The 22097-nt window shown below is 44.3% G+C and carries 18 protein-coding genes and 4 tRNA genes; 10 read left to right on the plus strand and 12 right to left on the minus strand.

Annotation, left to right across the window (positions count from 1 at the left end):
* The first annotated feature begins 209 nt into the window (after nucleotides 1-209).
* The 10 genes from tpiA to HHA43_RS00290 all read left to right on the plus strand — a co-directional run bounded on the left by tpiA (nucleotide 210) and on the right by HHA43_RS00290 (nucleotide 7684).
* The gene (gene tpiA / locus HHA43_RS00245) at nucleotides 210-1001 is read left to right on the plus strand and encodes a triose-phosphate isomerase (RefSeq protein WP_168417582.1); all 792 of its coding nucleotides are present in this window, start codon (nucleotides 210-212) and stop codon (nucleotides 999-1001) included.
* A gap of 13 nt (nucleotides 1002-1014) precedes the next feature.
* Nucleotides 1015-1344, plus strand: coding sequence for a preprotein translocase subunit SecG (gene secG, locus HHA43_RS00250; protein WP_168417581.1), 330 nt, complete (start codon nucleotides 1015-1017; stop codon nucleotides 1342-1344).
* Nucleotides 1345-1397: 53 nt separating this feature from the next.
* A tRNA-Leu gene (locus HHA43_RS00255) sits at nucleotides 1398-1482 on the plus strand.
* A 46-nt stretch (nucleotides 1483-1528) separates the two neighbouring features.
* A tRNA-Met gene (locus HHA43_RS00260) sits at nucleotides 1529-1605 on the plus strand.
* Nucleotides 1606-1788: 183 nt separating this feature from the next.
* Nucleotides 1789-1865: transfer RNA gene (locus HHA43_RS00265), tRNA-Met, on the plus strand.
* A gap of 229 nt (nucleotides 1866-2094) precedes the next feature.
* Nucleotides 2095-2171: transfer RNA gene (locus tag HHA43_RS00270), tRNA-Met, on the plus strand.
* Nucleotides 2172-2501: 330 nt separating this feature from the next.
* A complete protein-coding gene (gene rimP / locus HHA43_RS00275; RefSeq protein WP_168541329.1) occupies nucleotides 2502-3026 on the plus strand; it encodes a ribosome maturation factor RimP in 525 nt (174 codons plus the stop codon).
* A gap of 35 nt (nucleotides 3027-3061) precedes the next feature.
* Nucleotides 3062-4546 (plus strand): transcription termination factor NusA, encoded by a 1485-nt coding sequence (nusA, locus tag HHA43_RS00280; protein ID WP_168417579.1) that lies wholly within the window; start codon nucleotides 3062-3064, stop codon nucleotides 4544-4546.
* A gap of 10 nt (nucleotides 4547-4556) precedes the next feature.
* A complete protein-coding gene (gene infB, locus HHA43_RS00285; RefSeq protein WP_168541331.1) occupies nucleotides 4557-7280 on the plus strand; it encodes a translation initiation factor IF-2 in 2724 nt (907 codons plus the stop codon).
* Nucleotides 7280-7684 (plus strand): ribosome-binding factor A, encoded by a 405-nt coding sequence (locus HHA43_RS00290; protein ID WP_168541333.1) that lies wholly within the window; start codon nucleotides 7280-7282, stop codon nucleotides 7682-7684. Before infB ends, HHA43_RS00290 begins: the two co-directional genes overlap by 1 nt.
* A gap of 77 nt (nucleotides 7685-7761) precedes the next feature.
* On the opposite strand, the gene HHA43_RS00295 is transcribed toward HHA43_RS00290, so the two are convergent.
* From HHA43_RS00295 to HHA43_RS00350, 12 genes are all read right to left on the minus strand, one after another.
* The gene (locus tag HHA43_RS00295; RefSeq protein WP_168541335.1) at nucleotides 7762-8160 is read right to left on the minus strand and encodes a Na+/H+ antiporter subunit G; all 399 of its coding nucleotides are present in this window, start codon (nucleotides 8158-8160) and stop codon (nucleotides 7762-7764) included.
* An 11-nt stretch (nucleotides 8161-8171) separates the two neighbouring features.
* The gene (locus HHA43_RS00300; protein WP_104852958.1) at nucleotides 8172-8447 is read right to left on the minus strand and encodes a monovalent cation/H+ antiporter subunit F; all 276 of its coding nucleotides are present in this window, start codon (nucleotides 8445-8447) and stop codon (nucleotides 8172-8174) included.
* Complete coding sequence (locus HHA43_RS00305) at nucleotides 8444-8977, minus strand: Na+/H+ antiporter subunit E (RefSeq protein ID WP_168525195.1); 534 nt, start codon at nucleotides 8975-8977, stop codon at nucleotides 8444-8446. The genes HHA43_RS00300 and HHA43_RS00305 overlap by 4 nt, the downstream gene beginning before the upstream one ends.
* Nucleotides 8978-8979: 2 nt before the next feature.
* Nucleotides 8980-10788, minus strand: coding sequence for a monovalent cation/H+ antiporter subunit D (locus HHA43_RS00310; protein WP_168541337.1), 1809 nt, complete (start codon nucleotides 10786-10788; stop codon nucleotides 8980-8982).
* Complete coding sequence (locus tag HHA43_RS00315) at nucleotides 10788-11153, minus strand: Na+/H+ antiporter subunit C (RefSeq protein ID WP_168417573.1); 366 nt, start codon at nucleotides 11151-11153, stop codon at nucleotides 10788-10790. The genes HHA43_RS00310 and HHA43_RS00315 overlap by 1 nt, the downstream gene beginning before the upstream one ends.
* A 4-nt stretch (nucleotides 11154-11157) precedes the next feature.
* Nucleotides 11158-13995 carry a monovalent cation/H+ antiporter subunit A gene (locus tag HHA43_RS00320; RefSeq protein WP_168541339.1) on the minus strand — a complete coding sequence of 946 codons (2838 nt, stop codon included), beginning with the start codon at nucleotides 13993-13995 and terminating at the stop codon, nucleotides 11158-11160.
* Nucleotides 13996-14660: 665 nt separating this feature from the next.
* Nucleotides 14661-16034 carry an AAA family ATPase gene (locus HHA43_RS00325; RefSeq protein WP_168541341.1) on the minus strand — a complete coding sequence of 458 codons (1374 nt, stop codon included), beginning with the start codon at nucleotides 16032-16034 and terminating at the stop codon, nucleotides 14661-14663.
* A gap of 16 nt (nucleotides 16035-16050) precedes the next feature.
* Complete coding sequence (locus tag HHA43_RS00330) at nucleotides 16051-17553, minus strand: UvrD-helicase domain-containing protein (protein WP_168541343.1); 1503 nt, start codon at nucleotides 17551-17553, stop codon at nucleotides 16051-16053.
* A 28-nt stretch (nucleotides 17554-17581) separates the two neighbouring features.
* The gene (hisIE, locus tag HHA43_RS00335; protein ID WP_168525203.1) at nucleotides 17582-18364 is read right to left on the minus strand and encodes a bifunctional phosphoribosyl-AMP cyclohydrolase/phosphoribosyl-ATP diphosphatase HisIE; all 783 of its coding nucleotides are present in this window, start codon (nucleotides 18362-18364) and stop codon (nucleotides 17582-17584) included.
* A 126-nt stretch (nucleotides 18365-18490) separates the two neighbouring features.
* On the minus strand, nucleotides 18491-19570 hold the full coding sequence (locus HHA43_RS00340; RefSeq protein ID WP_168541345.1) for a patatin-like phospholipase family protein: 1080 nt from the start codon (nucleotides 19568-19570) through the stop codon (nucleotides 18491-18493).
* A 193-nt stretch (nucleotides 19571-19763) separates the two neighbouring features.
* Nucleotides 19764-21383 (minus strand): ABC1 kinase family protein, encoded by a 1620-nt coding sequence (locus tag HHA43_RS00345; protein WP_168541347.1) that lies wholly within the window; start codon nucleotides 21381-21383, stop codon nucleotides 19764-19766.
* Nucleotides 21384-21396: 13 nt separating this feature from the next.
* Nucleotides 21397-22092, minus strand: coding sequence for a ubiquinone biosynthesis accessory factor UbiJ (locus tag HHA43_RS00350; RefSeq protein ID WP_168541349.1), 696 nt, complete (start codon nucleotides 22090-22092; stop codon nucleotides 21397-21399).
* Nucleotides 22093-22097: the final 5 nt, after the last annotated feature.

A 22097-nucleotide genomic window follows, 5' to 3' on the forward strand; every position in this document is an offset into this window, starting at 1 on the left:
AATACCATATCTGAAAGTGCTGTCACCACCTAAGTATCGCTTAAAAGCATGAACCAGTTACATTAATCTGTTAAAAAAATTGTAAGTCTTGCCCTGAAAAGATACTTCATGCTGAGCTTTGATGCAAAGCTTGCACAAAAAACTCAGCAGAAATGTGATTTGCGTGTAGAATGTGCGCGATTAAATGAATTGTTTTTGTAGGTTATTCTATGTCGGCTACGACGATTAAGCCTTGGGTGGTTGGCAATTGGAAGATGAATCCGATGCATGCCGACGCTCAGCAACTTATTTCTGAATTTAAAACATTATTACAAGAAAGTCCTGTAGATGCTGAAAAGTGTCATTTGGGTGTTGCCCCTGTAACGTTGGCATTAGCGCAAACGCAGGAGGCATTGGCTGATGCAGTGCGTCCTGTTTATACCGTAGCGCAAGACCTTTCACGTATTGCAGGCTTGGGGGCTTACACGGGTGAGGTGAGTGCAGAATTACTTAAAGATAGCCAGGTTGAATATGTGTTGGTCGGACATTCTGAACGCCGCGAGCTGTTTGCAGAAACACCAGCCATTTTGAATGAAAAAGTAAAAAATGCCTTGCAGGCGGGGTTGACTGTTATTTACTGCGTTGGCGAAAGTTTGGAACAGCGTGAAAATGGTCAGGCAGAGCAGGTGGTATTACAGCAAATTTGTGATATCGCTGCAGTGGTTGAAGCAGAACAATGGCAGAAAATTGTAATTGCTTATGAGCCAATTTGGGCTATTGGTACGGGTAAAACAGCATCTCCTGAAGATGCTCAAGCCATGCATGCTAAAATTCGTGAAGGTTTAAGCCAAATAACTAGTTTTGCCGTGACTTTACCGATTTTATATGGTGGTAGTGTAAAACCAGAAAATGCCGTAGAGTTAGCAGCTTGCCCAGACATTAATGGTGCCTTGGTGGGTGGTGCATCACTGAATGCAGCATCGTTCCATCACATTGCACAAGCCTTTGCAAATACACAATAATGAGGAGTTCAGCATGCAAACATTTGTGCTGGTAGTACATATTATCTTGGCCATTTTAATGATTGGACTAATTTTGGTTCAACATGGTAAAGGTGCAGATGCGGGCGCTTCTTTTGGTGGCGGTGGTGCTGCAACTGTATTTGGTGCTTCGGGTTCGGGTAACTTCTTGACCCGTTTGACCGCAATTTTAACGGCATTATTTTTTGCCACCAGTTTAACTTTGGCTGTCTTTGCCAAAAAACAAACGACAGGTGCATATAGTTTGCAGACCGTACAAAATACTGTACCAGCACAACCTGTATCGCCTGAAACTTCACCAACTGCGCCTAAAAGCGCTGAATAATTTTATTTAGCACTTTCTTTTTGCGCATGATGCGACTAGAATGCGTCACAGCTGCGGTGGTGGTGGAATTGGTAGACACGCTACCTTGAGGTGGTAGTGCTTTCGGGCGTGGGGGTTCAAGTCCCCCCTTCCGCACCAACTTGTAATCCAGAACATAAGTTGGTGTGAGCAGCAAATCTGTTGATGCGGGATGGAGCAGTCTGGTAGCTCGTCGGGCTCATAACCCGAAGGTCGTTGGTTCAAATCCAGCTCCCGCTACCATTTTTAATGGTTTGGTATTGCTATTCATAAAATGAGATGCTCGCTTGTCGGACTTAGCTTTTTATAACTTAGCGGAGGTGGTTTTGTTTAATCCGAGCTCCCGTTACCAATCAAATCTTAAGTTTAATTGCAAATAAACTTAGGCAACTTAATTTAAAGTTGAGATGAATTTTTGCATATTGTTGCGGGATGGAGCAGTCTGGTAGCTCGTCGGGCTCATAACCCGAAGGTCGTTGGTTCAAATCCAGCTCCCGCTACCAAGATTTAAGGTGGTAAGGTTTAGTTGTAAGGCGTTGTAGCTCATTGGGCTCAGCTTTTATAACTTGGCGAAGGTTGTTGGTTCAAATCCAGCTCCCGCTACCAAGATTTAAAAGTGTAATAAGCCTTAAGCTTGTTAGACTTAACTGATTAAGGTGCAACTTAGTCAGGCAAACATGCTAAGTTTGATTGAAAACTTATTCATTTTTGTATATAATTTTTGCACGTTGATGCGGGATGGAGCAGTCTGGTAGCTCGTCGGGCTCATAACCCGAAGGTCGTTGGTTCAAATCCAGCTCCCGCTACCATTTTTGAAAGTATGGTAACGCTGTTTATTGATAAGTCGCTACTCAAGCATGACTTTAAATTACTAGCGAAGATACTTGGTTCAGACCCAGTTTCCATTACCAAATTTCTTAAGAGGCTCACAACAAGGTGGGCCTTTTTGCACAGTGGACATTGGTTTTGCTGTGTAAGAATAGGGGCGATTACGCCCTTTTTTATTGGCTATCGTGTAGTGTCGATACAAGCCGTGCGCGGCCTAAAGTCAAAGTGTCATGTTTCACTACTACTATAGTTTGTATGAATGTGTAGTGGTCAAATAAGACCATTGAACCGCAGCAGAATGACGAGAGTAAATGAAGCTATCAAATAAAACTCAAGCACTTCAGGACTTAATTGCGCCAGCAGTGCAAGCATGTGATGTGGATCTTTGGGGAATCGAATTTATTCCACAAGGTAAGCGTTCTTTATTGCGTATTTATATCGACAAAGCGGTCGATGAAAATGCTGAACCTGTCTTAAATGAAGATGGTGAGTTAGAGCAAGGCCGTGGTATTGGTGTGCAAGACTGCGTGCGTGTGACTCAGCAAGTTGGCGCAATGTTGGATGTGCATGACCCAATTTCAGGTGAATATGCACTTGAAGTGTCATCTCCTGGTTGGGATCGTCCGTTTTTCCAACTTGAGCAGTTGCCTGCTTATATTGGGCAAACTGTCGCGTTACGTTTGATCAGTGCTGTAGATAACCGTCGTAAATTTCAAGCGAAATTGGTTGCGGTAGATCTAGAAAATGAAACCATTCAGGTTGAAGTTGAAAGGCAGCAAGTATTGGAGATTGACAGTCACAATATTGATAAAGCAAACCTGATCTACCAAGATTAATCAAATTAATAAGAATCTGAACGAATAGGTGACTTATGGCACGTGAAATTCTTACCGTCGTTGAAACGGTTAGTAACGAAAAAGGTGTAAGTCGTGAGGCAATTTTTGAGGCGCTTGAACAGGCTCTTGTTGCTGCGACGAAAAAGAAATTCTACGAAGGCACAAACTCAGAAGAAGCACGTTTGCGTGTGGAAATTGATCGTAAAACAGGTGACTACCGCACTTTCCGTCAATGGGAAGTTGTGGCAGATGAAGATCATGAAATGCCTGCATGCCAAGATGCGATTTCTGATCTAGACCCTGCACAATGGTCAATTGGCGATATTCGCGAACTTGAGGTTGAGTCGATTGACTTCGGTCGTATTGCGGCACAAATCGCTAAACAAGTGATTGTGCAAAAAATTCGTGAAGCAGAACGCGCATTGGTTGCAGATGCTTATGAAGCCAAAGTAGGCGAGCTGATTTACGGTGAAGTGAAAAAGCAAACTAAAGATGGTTTTATTATTGATTTAGGCGATAACGCAGAAGCGTATTTGGCACGTGAAGAAATGATTGCCAAAGAAATTTTGCGTCCTAAGCAACGTGTGAATGCAATTTTGTACAACGTAAACCGTGAAGGTCGTGGTGCACAATTATTGTTGTCACGTGCTAAGCCTGAAATGCTGATTGCTTTGATGAAGAAAGAAATTCCAGAGATTTCTGAAGAAATCATCGAGATTAAAGCAGCAGCGCGTCAGCCAGGTGTACGTGCAAAAATTGCCGTAAAAACCAACGACCATCGTATTGACCCTGTAGGTGCATGTATTGGTATGCGTGGTACACGTATCCAAGCAGTACAACAAGAGTTGAATGGTGAGCGTATTGACGTCGTGGTATGGTCTGATGATCCAGCTCAATATATTGCCAGCGCTTTAGAGCCTGCCGATGTATCGGGTATTGTGATTGATGAAGAAGAACGTACGGCTGACATTATTTTTGCAACCAGTGATCAGTTAGCACGTGCAATTGGTTCACAAGGTCAAAACGTACGTTTAGCGTCTGAACTTACAGGTTATAAGCTGAATATGATGCTTGAAGAAGAGTATCACGCACGTCAGCAAAACGAAGCACAACAGTACTTAGATTTATTTGTTTCACGTTTAGACATTGCTGAAGACTTGGCAATGGCTTTGGTTGAAATGGGCTTCACTTCATTAGAAGAAATTGCGTATGTTCCTGCGGAAACATTTGACGAAATTGATTTAGATGAAGAAATCGTTGAAATGCTACAAAGCCGTGCCAAAGAAGTGGCATTGGCAGATGCATTGCAACAGCAAGAAAATATTCAAGATCCGAGTGACGAACTTCTGGCAATGGAAGGCATGACACAAGAGATCGCTTATGCGCTTGCCGCTCGTGGTGTCATCACAGTTGATGATTTAGCTGACCAAGCAACTGACGATATCGAAGATATTGAAGGTTTAGGTTCAGATAAAGCGGGTCAATTGATTATGAAAGCGCGCGAATCATGGTTTAACTAGGAGGTAATGTATGACGGACAAGTCGATTAAAGAGTTAGCGCTCAGTGTAGGTCGTCCAGTTGAGAAGCTCCTGGAACAGGTTCGTGACGCAGGTTTACCACAGCGTAAGGCTGACGATATTATTTCCACTGAACAACAAAATACCCTAGTGAACCACTTGAAAAAGGTTCACGGTCAAGAGGGTAATGCAGGACAAATCACGTTGAAACGTAAAACCACCAGTACGGCTAAAGTGGCAAGTACTTCGGGCAAGGCGAAAACGATTAATGTAGAAGTTCGTAAGAAACATACGTTTGTAAAGCCAGACCCTGAACAAATTAAAGCGGAAGCACTGGCAAAAGCACAGGCTGAAGCAGCTGAAAAAGCTCGTGCGGAACAGCAATCACAAGCGACTGCAAAAGTACAAGCAAAAGCTGATGCGCCGCAAGCAGGTGCAGCAAAAGCAAAACAAGCTTTAGATGCAATGCGTGCAGCAGCAAAAAAAGAAACAGCGAAGCAAGAAGTGGCTAAAGCTGCGGTTGTGGTGAAACGTAAGTCAACCAACAAGCCAATTGTGAAGCAAGCGGTGAAGGTGACTGAAACACCTGAACAGAAGAAAGCGCGTGAAGCACAAGCGGCACAGTTGAAAGCGACTGAAGAAGCAGCACGTCGTAAGGCAGCTGAAGAAGCGCAGCAACGTACGCTTGAACAAATGCGTCAGATGGCATCTAAATATTCAAATGAAGATGCTACTGCAACTATTCGCGTGGTAGATGATTCTCCATTGGCCGCTGGTTTGGTTGGTCAAGCGTATGAAGATTCATTCGCGAAAGAAGACCGCGAAATCAAACGTGGTACCAATACTACCAATACACGTTCACCGAAAAAAGGTGGCCGTCGTGGTCAAGAAGAGCAATCGTTTAGCCAAAACCCGCATAAACGTGGTTTAAAAACTAGTCAAGCGAATAAGCACGGCTTTGAAAAACCAGTTAAAAAACAAGTTTATGATGTTGAAATTGGTGCAACCATTGTTGTCGCTGATCTTGCAGCAAAAATGGCTATTAAGGTGCGCGAAGTAATTAAGTCACTCATGAAAATGGGTGAGTTAGTTACGCAAAACCAAGCGATTGAGCAGGAAGTCGCGGCACTTGTAGTTGAAGAAATGGGCCATAACCCAGTATTGGTTTCAGATACTCAAGCCGAAGATAACTTACTTGAAGCAGCAGAAGAGGCACGTGGTGTTCAAACGACTCGTCCTCCTGTTGTAACGATTATGGGTCACGTTGACCATGGTAAGACATCATTGCTAGATCGTATTCGTCGTGCCAAAGTGGCAGCAGGCGAAGCCGGTGGTATTACCCAGCATATTGGTGCTTACCACGTACAAACCGACAAAGGTATTATTACCTTCTTAGATACACCAGGACACGCAGCATTTACAGCGATGCGTTCACGTGGTGCGAAAGCAACTGACATCGTGGTATTGGTTGTTGCAGCTGATGATGGTGTAATGCCACAAACAGCAGAAGCGATTGACCATGCGCGTGCAGCGGGTACGCCAATTATTGTGGCCATTAACAAAATGGACAAAGAATCGGCTGATCCAGATCGCGTATTGAACGAATTGACCACCAAAGAAATCGTACCTGAGCAATGGGGCGGTGATGTACCGGTTGCTATGGTTTCTGCGCATTCAGGTCAAGGGATTGATGAACTTCTTGACTTAATTTCAATTCAAGCAGAAATGATGGAATTGAAAGCATCTGAAGAAGGTGCAGCGCAAGGTGTGGTAATTGAAGCACGTGTAGACAAAGGTCGTGGTGCGGTGACTTCTATTCTGGTACAAAACGGTACCTTGAATGTAGGTGATTTAGTACTTGCAGGTTCATCTTATGGCCGTGTACGTGCTATGACGGATGAAAATGGTAAGCGTATTAAATCTGCAGGTCCTTCAATTCCAGTTGAAATTTTAGGTTTACCTGAAGCGCCAATGGCGGGTGACGAAGTTCTTGTTGTGAATGACGAGAAGAAAGCCCGTGAAGTTGCAGATGCACGTATGGATCGTGAGCGTCAAAAACGTCTTGAACGTCAAAGCGCAATGCGTCTTGAAAACATCATGGCATCAATGGGCAAAAAAGACGTACCATTTGTCAATGTGGTATTGAAAACAGATGTACGTGGTACTTTAGAAGCCTTGATCGTAGCGTTAGGTGAATTGTCTACCGATGAAGTACGTGTTCGTGTGATTGGTTCAGGTGTAGGTGCAATCACTGAATCTGACGTGACATTGGCAGAATCTTCTGAGGCGGTATTACTTGGCTTTAACGTACGTGCGGACAATACTGCACGTCAAAAAGCAGATGCAGATGGTATCGACATTCGTTACTACTCAATCATCTATCAATTAATTGATGATGTGAAAGATGCAATGAGCGGTAAGCTTGCACCAGAACACCGTGAAACGATTCTGGGTGTTGCTGAAGTACGTGAAGTGTTCCACTCAAGTAAATTCGGTGCTGCAGCAGGTTGTATGGTACTGGAAGGCGTACTTCACCGTAACAAACCGATTCGCGTTTTACGTGATGATGTGGTGGTATTCCAAGGTGAGCTTGAATCACTTCGTCGCTATAAAGACGTGGTGGAAGAAGTTCGCGCTGGTATGGAATGTGGTCTTGCAGTCAAAGGCTATAAAGACATCAAAGCACTCGACAAGATTGAAGTGTACGATGTTCAATTGATCAAACGGAGTCTTTAATGGTGGGTAGTCAACGTCTGAAGCGTATGGCCGATTCAGTACAGCGCGAGCTGTCTGAATTGATTCGCCAAGAGCTGAAAGATCCACGCTTAGGTGGTCTGGTGACCATCTCTGCGGTGAAGGTGAGCCCAGACTTAGGATATGCCGAAGTGTACGTAACCGTAATGGGACGTGAATTAGGCGATGAGCAAAGCGAAGCGGCAAACAAAGAAACATTGGATGTATTAAACAAGGCATCAGGTTTCTTGCGCCATGAGCTGAGCCGTCGTATTAAAACACGCATTACCCCGCGTTTGCGTTTCCACTACGACAAAACCAATGCTTATGGTAACTATATGTTTGGTTTAATTGCAGAAGCAGTCAAAGATTTGCCACCTGCAGAACCTAAGCAAGATGATGAATAATCGAATCGAGAAATTCTAAATAAAATGCCACCTTAGGGTGGCATTTTTTATGGTTAGAAAATAATGAAAGTTCAGTATTACATTAAATCATCATTAGACTTTTTTTCATAACGACGCAAGTTGCGAAGTTGACGCTGCCATGGCAACGGACGCTCTAAGGTTTCAGGTACATTACCACTCATTGAACGTAAGCGTAAATGCAGTGCCGCTTGCGCCATTAAATTGGCTGAAACAGGCGCAGTAATAAACGCAAACAAGGTAATCAATACTTCAGCAAAACCAAAGCGACCTTCAAATGCTGCATAAATAATTGCAGCAATTAAAAAGCTCCCTAATCCTAAAGTACTTGACTTGGTTGGTGCATGTAAGCGCATGAATAAGTCAGGCAGACGCACCATACCAATGCCGCCAACCAGCATAAAAAACGCCCCAATAATTAAAAAGAATGACACCGAAATTTCCATGAGTAATTGCATGTGTAGTCTCCTTAATCAATCACGTGGCCACTGGTAAAGTAGCGCGCCAGAGCAGCTGTTGATACAAAGCCCAACATCGCCACCAATAAAGCACCTTCAAATAATGAGGTACTGCTCCAATAAATGCCCAATACCACCACCAAGCAGGTTGCGTTTAAAAATAAGGTATCTAAAGCCAACAGGCGGTCTACTATTGAAGGGCCAAGAATCAGGCGGAACAAGCACATTAACATTGAGATGGTGATCGCAATCATACAAATCCCAAGGGCATAGGGTAGGATGCTCATACCTTCTCTCCTGTTTGTGCACCAAAAATTTCAATTAATGGCTTTTCATAACGGTTTTTAATGTCCTGAATATCCACGTTTTCATCTTCAGTGCTCAGGGCATGTACCAAAATATCACCACGATCTTGATCGATACCTGCGGTAACAGTACCAGGAGTCGTGGTGATGATCATTGCCAGAATACTGTTGACTTGCTCATGTTGCGTTTCCAATGGAACACGGAACCATTTTGGCTGCATTCGGTCTGTCGGGCCAAGTACCAGTTTTGCGACACGCACATTGGAAATAATAATATCCCATAGCACCACAAAAAATAGGTGAATGGCTGCAGTCCATTTGATATCGGGCGTGCGAGCAATAAAAGGCTGAATCAATTTTGGAATTAGTAAAGCTAAAACCAAAGCCATCAACAAATTGCCTGCAGAGATACTATGCGCCAACATTAGCCAGCTCAGTGCGACCAACACTGAAACAAAGGGGTGGGGGAGCAACCTGTCCCAAAACGAAGTTTTTTGTCTCGTTTTTTGCATGTTTAAGGCTCCGCAGGTTTGAGTTGAGTATCGCTAGGTTGCTGTGCTTCCTGTCGATTTTGCTGTTGAATCTGACGTTGCTTATAGTCAGAAAGATGTTCACCTTCCAAAGTGTTCGGGTGAATCACGTATGGAATTAAGTGTGCATTAGCATCCAGACTTTCTCCACCATATTTGGTTTCAGGTAAATATAGCGGGTCATAAGGCTGTACGCTAATCACATTACCCGCACGGTCTTTTTTCAAAATAATGGCTTCATAGGCCGCATTATTCTGAATTTGCTGGGCTGTACTGGCCATATAGTGCTGAATTGGGTTGGCAAATACTACATACAGCATCAAGCCTGCCAATAAAAAGTAAATCACACGGTCATTACGTGGTGGTGCAATAGCAGGCAGTGCTTGGTACTCATGGTAAGCTTCAGCTTGAATGTCATCTTCAGGTTTGGTTGCACGCCAGAACAGAATAAAACCAACACGAGTAAAGGCAATAATACTCAGCAAACTGACCAATAAAATGATGCCAATAATCCAGCCTTGATAAGGGACATTGGCCGTGGCTTGTAAGATAAAGACTTTACCCAAAAAGCCGCTAAACGGTGGTAAGCCTGCCATCATTAAAGCAATGATAAAGTATGTTAATGCAACCACTTTATGCTGTTTCATTTGTGGTGCGATGGTGAAATGATCTTTGAATTGTCCACGTTGTGAAGTAATCCAACCGCAGAGCAGATAGAACGCAGCAGCAATGAGCGTACTGTGTACCAAATAATACAGTGCGGCAGACCAAGCCTGCGTGTTCATCATGGAAATGGCAATCAAAATGGTGCCAATTGAAGACAGCACCATAAAACCAACAAAACGGCGCAGACGTTCTGCACCAATGGCGCCAATGACCCCATAGAGAGAGGTAATGAGACCAATTGGCAGCAGCCAGTTTTGTAGAATTTTATGGCTGAGCGCATCATCAAATACAGTACCGTTGACCCGTAAAATCGCATAAACACCGACTTTGGTCATGATGGTGAACAAAGCTGCTACAGGGGTCGTAGCCACGGCATAGGTTTTAGGTAACCAGAAACCTACAGGCAACATGGCGGCTTTAATACCAAACACTACAAATAACAGTAACCCACCTGCAACGGCAATTTTGTGAGCATCGGCATCTAACAGCGGGATGAGACGAGCAACATCAGCCATATTCAGGCTGCCCACACTGCCGTAAATCATGCCTAAACCAATCAGGAATAGGGCAGATGCCAGCAGGTTGATGGTGACGTAGTGAATCCCGAGCTGAAAACGTGCTTTACCTTGTCCGTGTAATAACAGGACATAAGAGGCTAGCAATAACACTTCAAAGAAAACGAACAGGTTGAATAAGTCACCTGTGAGGAAGGCACCACAGAGGCCCATGAGCAGGAAATGCACCATGGTGTGGAAATAGCGACCACGTTCATCCCATTTTTTGCTGGAGAACCACAGCAATGGCAAGGCTAGGGCATACGTCAGGACTAGCATTAAAGCCGACAATTGATCCAGCACTAAAATAATGCCAAACGGTGCTGCCCATTCACTCAAATTATAAATAATAATTTGTCCGCTACTGACTTGAATCAGGTAGCTGATGGCAGTGATTAAACCAAGTGTAGCCGAAAGATAGCTGATACCACGACGCCACGGCTGACGCCAGTCACGTGCGAGTGAACCAAACCCCGGGTTACCCAACAGCACTAAAATAAATGCGGTAAAGGTTGGAATTAGAATGCTAAAAATAGGCGAGTGCTGGGTCCAAAATTGGAGGAAATCAGTCATTATGGCTCATCCTCACGTGGATCTAGCAGCGGGTGTTCTTCTTTGGCATCGACATGGTCACTACCGGTTTCATAGCGACTGCGCAGTGCCAATTGCACAATAAAGGCAGTGGTAGCAAAACCAATGACAATGGCTGTTAAAACCAAAGCTTGTGGGAGTGGGTCACTGGTTTTACTGGCTTCGGTCAAAATAGCAGGCGCATTTAATTGAATACGTCCCATACTGAATAAGAAGATATTGACCGCATAGCCAATCATGGCCAAGCCCAGTACCACAGGAAAGGTACGGGCACGTAAAATTAAATAAATACCTGTCGCGACTAACATTCCAATGGCAGACGCAATTAAAATTTCAAGACTAATCATTGCATTACTCCTTTGGAAGTGGGCCAGACATGCCAGAGTGACGTGAGTCGCCCAAGACGGAAATCATCAGCATCACTGCGCCGACCACAGTCAGATAAACCCCAACATCAAACAAGGCCGCAGAAGCCAGATGTAATTCACCAATCAGCGGTGGATTCACATAAATATGTGCACTGGTCAAGAATGGACGTCCCCAGAACCATGCAGCAAGCCCAGTCAGCCCAGCAACACTTAAACCGATGCCAATCCAGATTTCGTATAAACGTCCAGATTTGGCTTTTAGCATTTGTTCGGTTTGATCTTGCCCTAGCGCAATGTATTGGATGATTAAAGCCATAGCGGTAATTAAACCTGCAATAAAGCCGCCACCCGGTAAGTTGTGACCACGCAAGAAAATATACAGACTCACCACCAATGCGATTGGTAAAATCCACGAAGCGGTAATACGCAACATCAATGGAGATGGGTTAAAGCGGTAGGTCAGGCCTTGGGTCATAATGGTGCCGTGTGTACGCATGCCATCCATGAGGCATAGTGTGCCAATTGCGGCAATGCCCAATACGGTAATTTCACCAAAGGTATCGAAACCACGGAAGTCGACCAAAATTACGTTAACCACGTTGGTACCGCCACCCAAAGGAATGGACTGCTGGTTGAAGAACCATGAAATTGAGTTATGGTCACGGGTCATCACCAACCATGCAATCCAGCCAATGCCAATCCCGCCACCAATCGCAATTAAGGCATCTCGCCAGCGACGTGAACTGCTTGACTCATACGGGGTTAATTGTGGGAGTAGGGATAGGCTCATTAACAATAAAACAGTGGTGACGACATCCACCGTGATTTGAGTTTGTGCCAAATCAGGTGCAGAAAGCCCCACAAAAATCATGGTTACGACTAAACCAACCGCACCGCTGATTAAGACAGCCTTGATGCGTTCATGGTGGAACCACAGCATCATCCAACATGCAGAGAACAGCAATAACCACAAGACTATAGCAATCAGTGGCGCATGGGTCAGTTCACGTGTACCTGTGCTTAACCCTTGATTCAACAAAGGTGTGGCGACTATAAACACGGTAAACACAATAATCCACACCAAATAGCTTTGTAGTGAACCATTTTCAGTTTTACGTTTGATTTTGCGTGAAACTTGTAGCAGGTGCTTTAAAAATGATTCAAACAGCAGTTTGCCTTGGAATTGCCTCAAGTGTGGGTCGAGGTCAATTTCACGGATTTTTCCACCTTTGGCGAGCGAGAAATAGAAGATGATCCCGCCTAGCAGAGCAATCGCACTCATTAATAGGGGTACATTAAAACCATGCCAAATGGCTAAATGTGCACCTTCAAAGTTGAGCAGTTGGGTGCTGGCACGTGTGGTGCTATTGACTATGTGTTCGACCAATAATGCAGGCAAGATACCGACTAAAATACATAAGATCGCCAAGAGTGTTGCTGGTGCACGCATCCCAAAAGGCGGCTCATGTGCATCTTTATTCGGTACATCTTTACCAATTGGGCCATCAAAGAACACGCCATGTACTAGGCGAATAGAATAGGCGACCGCAAAAATACCCGCTAGTGTGGCAACCAACGCAGAGATGAGCATGACAGGGCCTGACAAATTGGCCAGTAGTTCGGTAAAGAACATTTCTTTGGACAAGAAGCCATTGGTCAGTGGTACACCTGCCATTGAAGCTGCGGTGATCATGGTTAAGGTGGCGGTAAACGGTAGCAATTGCCACAAACCACTGAGTTTGCGTAAATCGCGGGTACCTGATTCGTGGTCAATAATTCCCGCAATCATAAACAGCGCAGCTTTAAAGGTGGCATGGTTAATGATGTGGAAGATTGCTGCTGCCACTGCCAGTGGTGAACCAATGCCGAGCAAACACATGATTAGCCCTAAATGGCTGATGGTGGAGTATGCCAATAAACCTTTTAAGTCTTCTTTGAAAATGGCAAAGAAGGCGGCCATACATAGGGTAAACAAGCCAATAAAAGTGACCAAATTATGATACAGCGCTGCCCCAGCAAAAATTGGCAATAGGCGTGCAATTAAGAAAATCCCTGCTTTGACCATTGTGGCTGAATGCAGATAGGCCGATACGGGTGTCGGTGCAGCCATGGCATTCGGAAGCCAGAAATGGAATGGGAATTGCGCACTTTTGGTAAATGCACCCAATAAAATCAGTGATAATGTCGGTACAAATAAATGATGCTGCTGAATTTGCTCAGTCATCATTAAAATTTGATCAATTTGGTAAGTGCCTGTGATTTGTGCTAACAGTACAAAACCACCGAGCATGGCCAGTCCACCCATACCAGTAATGGTGAGCGCCATACGTGAGCCGCGTTGTGCAGCTTCATAATTGCTCCAGTAACCCACCAACAAGAATGAGGAAATACTGGTCAGTTCCCAAAACGTTAGCAGTAAAATCAGGTTATTGGACAGGGAGATGCCCAGCATGGCAGCCATAAACAGCATGAGCAGCACGTACAGCTTACTGAGTGAATTTTGAGGGCTTAAATAATAATACGCATAGATGAAAATGAGCGTACCGATGCCCGTAATTAGCAAAGAAAATAACAGACCTAGAGCGTCTAGACGAAAGCTTAAATCAATCCCTAACTGAGGGAGCCAAGACCATGTTTGAATGATCGTTGCGCCATTAAAGACCGCTTTTGCTTGAGTCAGTAGCAGAATAAGGCTGCTGAGACTGACTCCGATTGCCCCTAAAGCCGTTACCCCGCGCGAAAACTGTTTCAGCCACGAGACAAGGGTTGTGCCTAGTACTAACGGTAACAATATAATAATCGGTAGCACACTCATATCCATTGTCGTGAATAGGTTTGAAACCTAAGGATGAATCTTATCTTTCAAGGATTACAGGACAGCAACATGCCATCCAAAAGACTCAATCTTGAAAGCCAATTGGTCGTGCCAGTGTGGACACGTTGTCTATTGTTTTGACCAGCATATTGGTTGTGGCTTGAGTCAGAAACAGGCTATGCAAAAATCAATTTTGCCTTGCCGCATGACCTTAGACAGCAAAATATGCTCATCTTTCGCTGTATGAAGCAGCGAACTGGGTTGTGCTTGGTTTTGGCTAATGCTGTGCTTAAAAATCTGTTAGATGCATCCGTTCAATATGAAAATAGTCAGGCTATTTTCTTATTTGATGTCACACTTGCTGCATTTTAGTTTACAGCACTCACCGTGTATGAAAAGGTCGATAGACACGATTCAAAATATAAAAAAGTTGTATTGCGCAACTTAAAAAACTACAGCAAAATCGGATTTTACTATAAAAGTTTAAAATTAATCTGATTTTATTACATGAATAAAACAACATCAATTTTTTCTGCATACAGCGAAGTCATTATATACCCGATGGTACAGACCCGAAGCATCTTGCTCTGAATTTTATTGAAATATTCTACTTAACCTTAAATTTTGTACAAAATAAATGGTCATGCTCTACATCTAGCTGAAGTTTTAGCTTAGATTGAGTCAGGTAGCTGATCAGTTGTTGCTTGGCTGTCTTCATTTTGCAAACGACGTAGCAGTTCCTGTTTTTGTTCTGGACTACAATGATTTTGAATCTGCTGCCAAATTTCACTGGTTATTTGTGCTTCAGTTTTTATTTCTTGTAGCGAGTTATCTTCTGAAACGCTAGTTTCCAGTAAATCTGCATAAATTTGTGCAAACTGTGGCTGTAGGCTTTGCCAATGAATAGTGTTTAATTGTTTGTGTTCAAGTTTTAGGCACTGAAAGCGTTCAGCCTGTTCTAAAAGTTCGCTACGGTTACCTGTGGCAATAATTTGCAAGCGTGGGAAAGCTTGATGCAAACGCATCAAAATTTGTGCAGCATGTGATTGATCCAGTTGATGGTCAATCTGATCAATCAATAAAATGCCGTCACCTTCTGTACACGGATAAAGGCTGTTCGGATTGAGTAGACATAAACGCCGTACAATATCCCCAACTAATGCAATCCAGTTGCGCTGACTGTTCGATAGTTGTTGATACAATAATTCTTTGCCCTGACAACGCACCATGAGTTGTAGCTTTGGCAAATATTGCAGATAAATATCTTCAATTTCAGGTAGTACAATCTGTAAAGCATCTTTGAGTGCTTGCAAACCGGGTGCATGCATTTGTGAGTAAGCATGTAATAGCGACTGATTTAGTGCCTGTGGCAACTCACTTTGCTGTTGCTGATACAGCTTGTGTAGCAATTGCGCACTTTGGGCATTTTCAATATCAGAAACTTCCCGCAACCACTCAAAAAAACGGCTAAAGGTGGTGAAAGGAATCGCTGCAATTTCGTAGGCATGCCTAGGCTGTAAAATCAGTGGGTTATTTTTATTGAGTAAATTGACTTCATTCACAAAGCGTTCCGCAGGGTAGTAGGCGATCAGCGGTAGACCTTGCATTGGGTCATGTCGAATAGCATGCTGATAGAGCTGCACCATTTTTTCCAGTTTGGTGGTTTCAACTTTGCTCACCCCAACAGCATTGCTGTTCAGGGTTTTATACAGTTGCCAGTCACAGTGTTGAATATTTTCAATTTGTGTGTTGCTTGATTCTGCCAGACTGCCAATTTCTATCGGAATCTCCACACACACATCAATTTTTGCTTGTAAGCGCGTTTGCATAATGTCTTGATCTTGCATGACCAAGCCCGCAGTGCGTAAATCTTTATAACGTGCAGCAAACCAGGTCAGTGCCTGATAACTAAAGCGCAATAGTGAAGTTTTCCCAGCACTCTGGTCGCCTAAAATAAGGGTGATGGGAAGATCGTGATAATTCAGTTCAAGTTTTAAGTCTACAAAATGGGTGATGTGTCTGAAATGAACCGATGTAATTTTCATAGCGCACCTGCTGCAATTACCCCACCGCTTTGCGTAACGATGTCGGCATTTTTATTTTCAGTTGTTGTACCAAATCGTAAATATGATGAATATTTAAACTTACTTTAGCACGTGTGCAGGCCACGTACAGTAATCTTAACTCTTCATCACTAATTTTATGTTCTTTGTCATTCAGCTTAAACTGGTAGTCATCTTCAATATGTACCCGATTCCATTCCAGACCTTTGGCTTTATGCGCTGTCGAAATAATATAGTCAGCTTGGTCAATGGGGGTAATTTTAGCCAGTGCCCGTTTTAGTGGGTCGGTTCCATGATCATCCACCAGTTTTACCAAAGGTTTAATGTCACTGCCATCGTTAGTTTCGCAATATTCATGTACATCATGCCATGAGTTGAACCACGCCAGTTCAGGTACATCGGTCACACGTTTGCCTTGTTTCAGCATCGCGGCAGCATCAACAAAACGGTTTAAACGCACATGGTCAGCCTGTAAACTGACTTTATCGCCATGCACCAAACCTGCCAGTAACAATTCCATAGCACGGGCATTGGTGCGGCATAAAATTGCATCACGCATTTTGGTGTGTGGCTTGTTCACTACTTTTGAATGTAGTTGCGGATTGCCAAGCAAAGGCACGGTTTCATTCAGTCCGCCTAAAATGGCATTGGCTGTCAGCGCAATTTCTTCACCAAAACGGAAAGATGTGGTCAGGCGTGATTCAGGCAAGGGCAGTTGTTGCATGGCATTGACTGCACCACGCCATGCGTAAATTTGCTGGTGTGCATCGCCCACATAAATCACCTGCGTATTGCGTTGCTTGAGTAAAATACCCAACATGAGTGGGTCAGCATCTTGCGCTTCATCAAACAGGACATAATCGGCAGGAATATTGGGTTCCGACAAAGCCCAAAGTTTGAGGTAAATATCGTGCCCAATACCTGCCTGATGATTGGGGTCAATCGACTCCAGCCAACGCCGCTCCACCGCAGGGTAAAGATGTTTTTGTAAAGTGTCGATGTCGTCTGGGTGCAGCCAACTAGGTGCTTGTAAATGCCGTGGGGCAGGGTATTGCGAACTGGTCGAGCAGAAATAACTGACTGCGTTTGCGACCAAGCTGGCTAATCGACTTGGCATCAGCACATATTTTTCATAACGTCCGCCCATCATCCGTCTAAGGGTAATCGGCTCTAAACGGTACTCTTTGGCAATAAAGCTGGGGCTTAAGCGCGGTAGACGTAATTTGTCGGTGACTCCACGTGGAACGCTGCGGTAAGCAAGCGAGTGGAAAGTGCGACAATCGACCTGACGGTGAAATTTACTCTGTGCTTCAGAGGCAATGGCTTTGTTAAAAGCCAAATACATGCCACGCCGCTCAGGCATAGCATCACTGATCATTTGTAAGGTGGTGGTTTTACCTGTGCCTGCGTAGGCAATCACTTTAAAGGATTTACCCAGACGTGCGTTGTCTATGGCAGTGGCTTGCTCATAGGTCGGGCTGGGCTTGATAAGGACAGACACAGATATCAGCGTTGGTTTTAATTAAGCGTTAGTGGCTGCGGTTGGCTTTTTCAACTAAGCCAGATAAGCCTTGGCGACGTGCCAATTCATTCAGTACCACTTGCGGCTCAATGTCGAAATAACCCAACATTACAATGCTGTGGAACCATAAATCTGCCACTTCATAAATTAGGTCATTTTTATTGTTGGCATTGGCTTCGGTATTGAAGTCTTTGGCTGCAATAATCGCTTCTACGGTTTCTTCACCGACTTTTTCCAAAATTTTGTTCAAGCCTTTGTGGTACAGCTTTGCTACATAAGAAGAGTCAGGATTGGCGGTTTTACGCTCGCTCATCATTTGCCCTAAATAGGCCAAAACTTCAACTTGCTCAGCTTGTGCCTTAGACTGACTCATGGCCTGCGTGTGGGCATTGGCGGCTTGTTCACCGTAAATTTGATTTGGGTCTTTCAGTTGTGCATCTACAATTTCCCAGCCGTTGGCTGTGAGTTTGCGATAGAAACAAGATTCACGACCTGTGTGGCAGGCAATGCCGCCATGCTGTTCAATTTGTAGAATGATGACATCGGCATCGCAGTCTAGGCGAATTTCATGCACAGTCTGAAAGTGTCCAGATTCTTCACCTTTGTGCCACAATTTATTGCGTGAACGTGAAAAATATACGGCCTGATTTTTTTCAGCAGTCAGTGCCAAGGCTTCACGGTTCATCCATGCCACCATCAACACACGTCCTGTTTGATGATGTTGTGCAATGGCAGGCACTAATCCTTGTTCGTTAAATTTTACTTCATCGAGCCATTGCAAGTTATTCATGAGTTGTTCACCAAAATTAATTTAAATTGTATGGACGCCATTTTCTAAGCGCACGATTTTGCATCGTCCCTATAGTGTACGTGATTCAGGACAATTTACCTAAATTATCTTGCTAGATTTATGCTGTCAAAGCGTTTGCATAAACTGCGGGAAGTTTTGTTTTTCCACCATTTCCAAGAATTCATCGCCCAAACGTTGGCTTTCCGCTACGGACTGTTTCCATAAGCGAATTCGCTGCGCTTGATCTAGACCTTTTAAAGTGAAGTCTTTACGATCTGGCAAACGGCCTAAAGGCAGGCTGCTCAAATATTCTGCCGAAGGTGATAGTAAAAGTGTCCGTGCCTGATTTTCAGGATTGGCCTTGCGGTTTTTCAACATTTTATCGAACCAGCCCGGGGTGATGCTGTCAGTAAAGTGTGGATACAGCACGATGCCCTGACTCTGGTATGGCAAATCTAAGTGGTAGTCAATCAAGCCACCATCCCGATAACTGCCCACTGGCGCATCAGGAATGTCACGAATAGCAGACATCACCCCTGGAATAGACGCTGAGGCGAGTAGCCACGGTGCGACATTTTGCTCATTTAGGGCTTGGTAATGGGTGACAAAATCATCCTCAACCATAAACTGTTGCCCTTGCGCAGGTTGGCTGATGACCCGTTGCATAAACAAGCGGTTGTGTTTACGTGCAATGGCATTGCTACCAATAATTCCTGCCACAGAAGCGAGCAAAGGTAAGGCTTGGTCACTTTGGAAAATATGCTGAGCTTTGACTGAAATGACCGTTAGGTGATAGTCAGGGTGGTTGATCAGTTGCTGTTGCTGTCCTTGAATCAGTTCAAACAGCATGTTCTGACAAATCTCAGCCACCTCTTGGCGTGACATTTTTTTATGAAAATATAGGTTGGTGTATAAATCGGACAGACGCTCAGTACCTTGTTTTGCGCCCCAAGCCAAAATACTGGCAAAGCGCCAACTGCCAATGGAAGAACCGACAACTGTACGGCGTTTAGGGGCTTGGGCAAAAAACTCACCAAAAATTGCTTGATCTAGTCCTTGTATGCCAATGCCTTTGGGGCCACCTGCTGCACCAGGAATAATATCAACCTGTTGGGCGTGTAAACCTTCTTGTTCAATCAGTTGGCGGGCCAAATGTCCTGCACGGATACTGAGGGCAGGGGCACGTTTATGCAAAATCTGAGTCATGCTTAATCTATAACGCTACAAATGTGCATTAATTGTAGGCGTGGGGATTTTTGCAGCAATGGCGAGAGGCATCACTTGGTGACTGATCAGTCATAGAGCTGTTTGTGGTGATGTTGATATTGAGAGGATAAAAAATCCTGCTTTTAAAGCAGGATTTTAAATATTGATGATCTGCTGATCAAACAATGTCACTTTATTTGACTACGCGCCAAACCGCCAAAAAGCTTGCCAAGACAATCAAAACAATAGACACATACCACGGTGCGATAATTGCAATGGATAGGAAAATGGCCATGATGCTGCCAAAAATCCAACTGCGTTTTTGCTGATGTTCCATTTGCAGGCGCATGCTTTGTAATTCATGCAATTGTTTAGAATGCCACGCTGACTGGTTTTTAAGACCGTTTAAACTATCAATCATTAAACTTGGCAAGTCTTGTGCACCTAGCAACAGGTCAGGAATTTGCTGACCAATTTCTTTGACATTTTTGACAGGATTCATATTGGCTTTAATCCAGTCGGTCAAAATTGGTTTTGCCAGTTTCCAAATGTCCAGTTCAGGGTATAAGTCGGTGCCTAAGCCCTCAACATGCACCAAGGTTTTAAGTAGCAGCATCAATTGCGGTGGAATTTCCAAATGGAAGCGACGAGCAATATCCATGACTTGAATCAGGATGCCTGCAAAGTCCAATTCGTGCATTGGTTTAGACACCATTGGCCCGACAGTACGGCGCATTTCACGGGCTAAGGCATCTTGATCTGTGCCTGGTGGAATCCAACCGGCCTGATGCACCACTTGAATCAACTGCATGAAGTTGCTGTTCATGACGGCAAGTAGCATACGCGCTACAGTCATTTGGTCATGTTTAGACAACTCCCCCATAATGGCACAATCCAATGCAATAAAACGCGGATTGTTGGGGTTAATGGTTTCCACAAAGACGTTGCCTGGGTGCATGTCGGCATGGAAAAAGTTGTCACGAAACACTTGGGTAAAGAAAATGGTCAGGCCTTTTTCTGCCAAATCGGCACGATCCATGCCCAAACGGTCAAAGGTTGCTGTGTCGGAAATTGGCACACCAGTAATGCGCTCTGCCACCATGACATCTTTACTGTCCATATAGACTTCAGGCACGTACATCATGCTTGAGCCTGTAAAGTAGTGGCGCATGCGGCGAGTATTGTCTGCTTCTAAGGTCAAATCCAGTTCATTAAGAATAATTTGACGATAGTCCTGAATAATTTCAGACAAATGCAAGGCACGTGCAGCTTCCAGACGTTTTTCCAGTGCAGCACCTAGCCATTCCAGAATTTCAAAATCTTGCAAAATTTGCTGACGAATATCGGGGCGGGTGACTTTTACCACCACTTCACGACCATCATGCAAAGCCGCTGTATGTACTTGTGCGATGGATGCCGCTGCTAAAGGCTGCTCATCAAAACGAGCAAATAGGGTATTGATGTCTGCCTTGAGTGATTGCTGAATCCGCATTTGTGCCACATCAGAACCAAAAGGTTTGACACGGTCTTGCAGCAAGACCAACTGCTGTAAAACTTCAGGCGGAATCAGGTCACGACGAGTAGACAACAACTGACCAAGTTTAATAGCCAGGGGCCCCATTTCTTCTAGGGCTTCTTTGAGCTTAAGCGGGTTTTTACGCTCTTTACTTGACCATGCCGCAGGGTGCATGCGAATCAAACTCAGCGCATGTCGAGCCTTTTCTGGTAGTTCTTCCGCAGGAAACAACGTGTCGAGTCTATAGTGCGCGGCAATGCGCCAAAGTTCGAGTAAACGTGAAACGTGCGGAATCATAAAGACTTATTCCCTAGGGCTGAGTGGAGTTTGAAGTATCAGAAGCCGTTTCTGGCATTGCATCAAGCTGAGCCTGTAGCTGGTGAATTTTGGCTTCAGCACGGTCTAAGTTTTGTTGGAAAATGCGAGTGTCTTGTTGCAAGTCATCCATTTGCCAGCGTGGGGCAAATAGACCACTGTCTTCTTTTAAGGCATCTTCAGCAAAAAATAAATGGCTGTGCAGGCTGCGTTTTAAATGTTTCGGTGCAAGCTGAATTTTACCAATTTCATGCGCCAATGCTGGGCCAATCCAAGGGCTTAAATGCGCTGCCAAGTCAGGTTCGGCCTGTTGCATAATACGCTGAATATCTTGCAACAGATGATAGTCACCTTGCAGTGGAATATTGCCCACTTCATCTGATAGCAACAGTTTGAGCAATTGCACCACATTCTTCACATGCAGCGTTGCCGTGGCAGCACTGATATTTTCGGCTTGATCAAAAGGACGTTGTTCAAAAATAGATGCACGCTCACTGTGACCTGTTACAGTCGGTTCTAAACGGACTTTATTGTCGTCAAAAAACACATCTACCGAAAGTTGTGGTGAGTCGAGCACTACACGTAACATTTTGCCGTGCAGTTGGTTGAGCTGGATGCGAGTAATTGCATCCAAATCAATAATATGGTGAATGAGTCGTTCTACAGCACCAAGGGCAAGAATAGACCACATTGTGC

Source organism: Acinetobacter sp. A2, assembly GCF_012371325.1.
Classification (GTDB): Bacteria; Pseudomonadota; Gammaproteobacteria; order Pseudomonadales; family Moraxellaceae; genus Acinetobacter.